Source organism: Winogradskyella psychrotolerans RS-3 (assembly GCF_000427335.1).
In the GTDB taxonomy this organism is placed as follows: Bacteria; Bacteroidota; Bacteroidia; order Flavobacteriales; family Flavobacteriaceae; genus Winogradskyella; species Winogradskyella psychrotolerans.
Genome location: NZ_ATMR01000116.1, coordinates 1 through 4,913, shown reverse-complemented (window position 1 = coordinate 4,913; position 4,913 = coordinate 1). Strand labels below are relative to the sequence as shown.

2 protein-coding genes are annotated in these 4,913 nt (G+C 31.9%); both read left to right on the top strand.

What is annotated here, in order from left to right; translation table 11 throughout:
- Positions 1 to 71: 71 nt before the first annotated feature.
- Entirely contained in the window at positions 72 to 2,360 is a 2,289-nt protein-coding gene (locus tag ADIWIN_RS11405; RefSeq protein WP_081669573.1) for a zinc-dependent metalloprotease, read from the top strand.
- Between the two features lie 188 nt (positions 2,361 to 2,548).
- Positions 2,549 to 4,450, top strand: a complete 1,902-nt coding sequence (locus ADIWIN_RS11400) for a putative porin (protein ID WP_020897593.1) — start codon at positions 2,549 to 2,551, stop codon at positions 4,448 to 4,450.
- The last annotated feature ends 463 nt before the right edge of the window (positions 4,451 to 4,913 follow it).

Sequence of the window (4,913 nt, the reverse complement as noted above, 5' to 3'; positions counted from 1 at the left end):
TTTTATTTATCTTGTATCCGTTATAAATGGATTTTTTATTTTGAAAAAACATTTATTAAATTAAAAAAAATATGAAAATTAATACTCAATGTCGATACTTGTTATTACTAGTATTCGTCAGTGTTTCGTTGTCTATTAAGGCACAAATTAAATCAGGTTTTTGGTATCAAAAATCTGATGTTTTGAATTCTGAGTATAAGAAATGGGATCGTGTATCGATGCCAAATGCTTATACTGTTTATGGTTTAAATATCGATCAGTTATTTGATAAAATTAAATCTGCTCCAAATAGGTTACTTTCAGATAATACAAATGGTATTGTAGTAAGTTTTCCTAGTGCTGATGGATTATATGAGGATTATGAAGTTTTTGACGCACCGGTACTTTCTAAGGAATTGCAACTAGAGTTAAGTGATGTGCGTTCATTTGTTGGAACTTCATTAAAGAACAAAGGCAAAACAATTAGATTTAGTATTTCTCTTTTTGGTTTAAAAGCTGTAATTTTTGACACTGATAATTCGGTTCAATACATCGATTCCTTAACAAAAGACAGAAAATTTTATATCGCTTATTCTAAGAATGATATTCCTTTATCTGAAACGCAAATAAGTTGTCTTACAGAAGATTCTGAAGAGCAAATAGCAAGCTCTTTAGATGCTAGAATGAACCCTGCTGCTCGAAATGCAAATGATGGTAAATTAAGAAATTTTAGATTAGCACTTTCCTGTACACAAGAATACGCAACATATCATATCAGTCAAGCAGGTTTAAGCGGTGCTTCTGATACAGTCAAAAAGAATACGATATTAGCTGTTATGAATGATGTTATGACAAGAGTTAATGCTGTTTATGAAAGAGAACTAGCAGTAACAATGACAATTGTTGATAATAACAGGAATGTGATTTTTATCACTGATTCCTTCTTAACTAATGATGATATTAGTGTGTTAATTGATGAGAGTCAATTTTTTATTGATGCATTTATTGGGGAGCCTTATGATATAGGTCACATGTTAAGCACATCTGGTAGTGGTCTTGCGCAGGTGTATTCACCTTGTACTAATAATAAAGCTAGAGGCGTAAGTAGTTCGTTATTCGGGCCATCTGCGGGTTATAGTTTTGAGTCTACATTAATGCACGAAATGGGACATCAATTTGGCGCTCGTCATACCTATAATGCAAACACCTGTGCTAGTGCTGCAACAGCAAGTACTGCATATGAGCCAGGCGGTGGGACTACAATTATGTCGTATGCTGGGATTTGCGGTAACCAGTCAAATATTCAATCTCAAGCTGATTTATATTTTCATCAAGTAAGTTTGGACGAAATGTGGTCTAATATTACTTTCGGAAATAGTACATGTGCAGAACAATTAAGTATTTCAAATTCATCTCCAACAGCAAATGCTGGAAATAATTATACGATTCCATTTAGAACGCCATATAAACTTGTTGGTTCTGCTACTGATGATAAAGATGTAGCACTTTTAACTTACTGCTGGGAGGAGTATGATTTAGGTGCTTCTAATACAGCACCGTCAGATTTTACAGCAGATGGACCTGTTGTAAGGTCTTTTTCACCTAGCGCTAATAACGTAAGATATATTCCTAGACTAGAAGATTATGTTGGTAACGTTAATAATTCAACAAGTTGGGAGCGCCTCATGTTAATAGGAAGAAATCTTAATTTTAAATTAACGGTAAGGGATAATGACATTCAGGGTGGTCAGATTGGTGTAGATGAAATGACTATCGCAGTAACTAATTCGGCTGGTCCGTTTGTAGTGAATTCACAAAATACGTTTGATATTTCTTATGTTGGTAATTCCTCTCAAGAGGTATCATGGAACGTAGCTTCAACTAATACAGGTGCTGTTAATACACAGAATGTTAATATTTTATTATCAACGGATGGCGGATTAAATTTCGATACAGTATTGTTATCTAATACGCCAAATGACGGTAATGAAACTGTTACTCTTCCAAATATAGATGCGGCATCATGTAGAATAATGGTAGAAGCTGTGGGTAATATATTCTATAATATCAATAGAAGGGATTTCGAAATTCAACAGAGTTTAAGTGTCGATGATTTTGGTTTTGATAATAATTTGTCTATTCATCCAAACCCAAATAAAGGTGAGTTCACTATAAGCTTCGATTCTAGAGTTAACAATAACGATGATGTTAAAGTTGATGTTTATGATATTAGTGGACGTTTAGTTTATAAAAATTCGTTCTCTAATAACTCTATAAGTTTTAATGAAACTGTAAATTTACGTGGTGTAGCTTCTGGCGTTTACATCGCAAATATTTCTAAAGGAAATACTATTACATCTAAAAAAGTTATTATTGAATAACGTACTCTAATAAATAGATATACTAAAGACCAACAAATAATACTGTTGGTCTTTTTTATGTTAAGTAAATTGTAATTTTATATTCTTATACAATAATTAATGATTTACTTTGTTTGAAAATTATATATTCCTAAATGCACAACAAACATTTTTACATAATTGTATTTTGTTTTTTTACAATAAGCCTTGTGGCTCAAAATAAACTTATTAAAACAAATCTAGATAATAGATCAGATACAACTTCCCTTACCAATAAGGCTAGTGGATTTAAGGAGTTAGCGACTATCGATATGTATCTTCAGTTTAGAAACCTCACAGATTCTATCCAAGTAGATACGACATTGACTATTAAAAAGGCTTATAAATTTAATTATCTTCAAACGGATAATTTTAATTTAATGCCATTTGCTAATATTGGTCAAACCTATAATACGCTTAGTTTCGATTCTTGGGATAAAAACACAGCACCATTGTTCGGCGCAAGAGCACGTCATTTTAATTATTTAGAGCATAATGATATTATGTTTTATGAAGTTCCGACGCCATGGACACGGTTAACTTACAAGACCGCATTTGAACAAGGACAGCTATTAGATGCTTTCTTTACCGTAAACCTTTCCCGTCAATTTAATTTTTCAATTGCCTATAAAGGGTTAAGGTCCTTAGGAAACTATCAGAATACGTTGACTAGTACCGGAAATTTTCGGTTTACATCAAATTATACGTCTAAGAATAAAAAATACCAGGCCAAGGGGTACGTTGTAATGCAAGATTTGCTTAATGAAGAAAATGGAGGTTTAGAAACAGAAGACCTCGATAATTTTAGCTTGGGTAATGAAGAATTTTTAGACCGATCCGTATTCGATCCTGCATTTCAAGATGCTGAAAACACGTTAGAAGGAAAACATTTTTATTTTGAACATGCTTATAGTTTACTTCAACAAAAAGATTCTTTAAGTAATAACAGTATTACACTATTTAATAAAATTTCACTAGAAGATAAGTATTATCAGTATAGTCAAACTACGGCGGCCGAAGATTTCTTTGGTGAAGCGTTTTCAACTAGTATCAATGATAAAGTAAAACTAGAAAATTTTAAAACAGCTTTAGGACTTAAATATTCCAATAATATAATTGGGGATTTGGAATTTGCTATAAATTATACAGATGTTAATTACGGCTATAATAGTGTTGTATTATTTCCAAGCGGAACAATAACAAATAGAATTCAGTCTAACTTCTTGGGTCTCGAAGGTACGTATTCAAAAACCTATAAAGGTTTTAATATTACAGGTAGTGGAGGACTAAACCTTTCCGATACATTTGTAGGAAGCTATTTAGACGGCAACATAAGTTTAAAGTTAAATGAAGATATTGCCTTATCTGGTGGAATTGCAATTAACTCTAGGCTGGCAAACTATAACTACTTATTATATCAAAGTGATTACATTAACTATAATTGGTATAATCTAGAAAGTTTTAAAAATGTAAACACACAGCAGTTAAAGTTCAAAATAGAATCTCAAAAATGGCTAAATGCCTATGTGGATCTATCTAATATAGATAACTTCACATATTTTAATTTAAAAGAAACTATAGACGACGTCAAGACGATCGAACCAAAACAATACAACAAACCCCTTCAGTATTTCAGATTGAAATTACAGAAGGAATTTAATGTCGGTAATTTTGCATTAGATAATACACTAATGTATCAAAATGTAGTTAGTGATGAAGATGTTCTTAATGTACCTGCAATCATAACTAGAAATACACTGTATTACTCCAATCAGTTGTTCAAAAAATCAATGACCTTACAAACAGGAATAACCTTTAATTACTTTTCTGAGTACAACATGAATGGTTATGATCCCTTATTGGCTGAGTTCTACACGCAAAACGAAACCAAGTTAGGCGGTTTTCCTAGACTAGATTTCTTTATCAATGCTAAGGTAAGACAAACGCGTATCTTTTTTAAAGCAGAACACTTTAACTCATCCTTTACGGGCTACGATTATTTTTCAGCACCCAACAATCCTTACCGAGATTTTACGATTAGGTTTGGTTTAGTTTGGGATTTCTTCCTATAGACTAATATGTAACACGTCACCTTTGTTTATTAAAAGTAAAGTAACCAGGTTACCAGCTATATGTTTTTATATAATTCATTAGGTGTAAAATGTGATCTATATAGTATTATAAATATCGTATTGTCTTTTTAGGGCATTCCCCTTTTGCTTTTTAGAAGCAAAAGCGTCGCGTCATCCGCTATATCTTTTTTTAGTAGCGTCACTTAAAAGTAGAATATGTTATCTTATATACGATGTTCTTATTATATCATTACATATATAAGTAAAAAAAGGATGCCGCTACTACCGCTAATGCATGTGTAATTTAAAGAGCTATTGTGCTACTAAAAGCTATTTGTTGTATTAAAATCCAGTATAAGCTAGGGGATAGAATAAAACAACAACTTTTTAAGGTTGTTAAATGGCATGGAATTAAGGCTTTAAAAAAAAGATTGAAATAAAAATGAAAAAGGTGTTGTGGGAA

Coding starts and splice junctions, on each gene's coding strand:
- ADIWIN_RS11405 (WP_081669573.1), top strand. CDS start 72: ATGAAAATTAATACTCAATGTCGATACTTGTTATTACTAGTATTCGTC.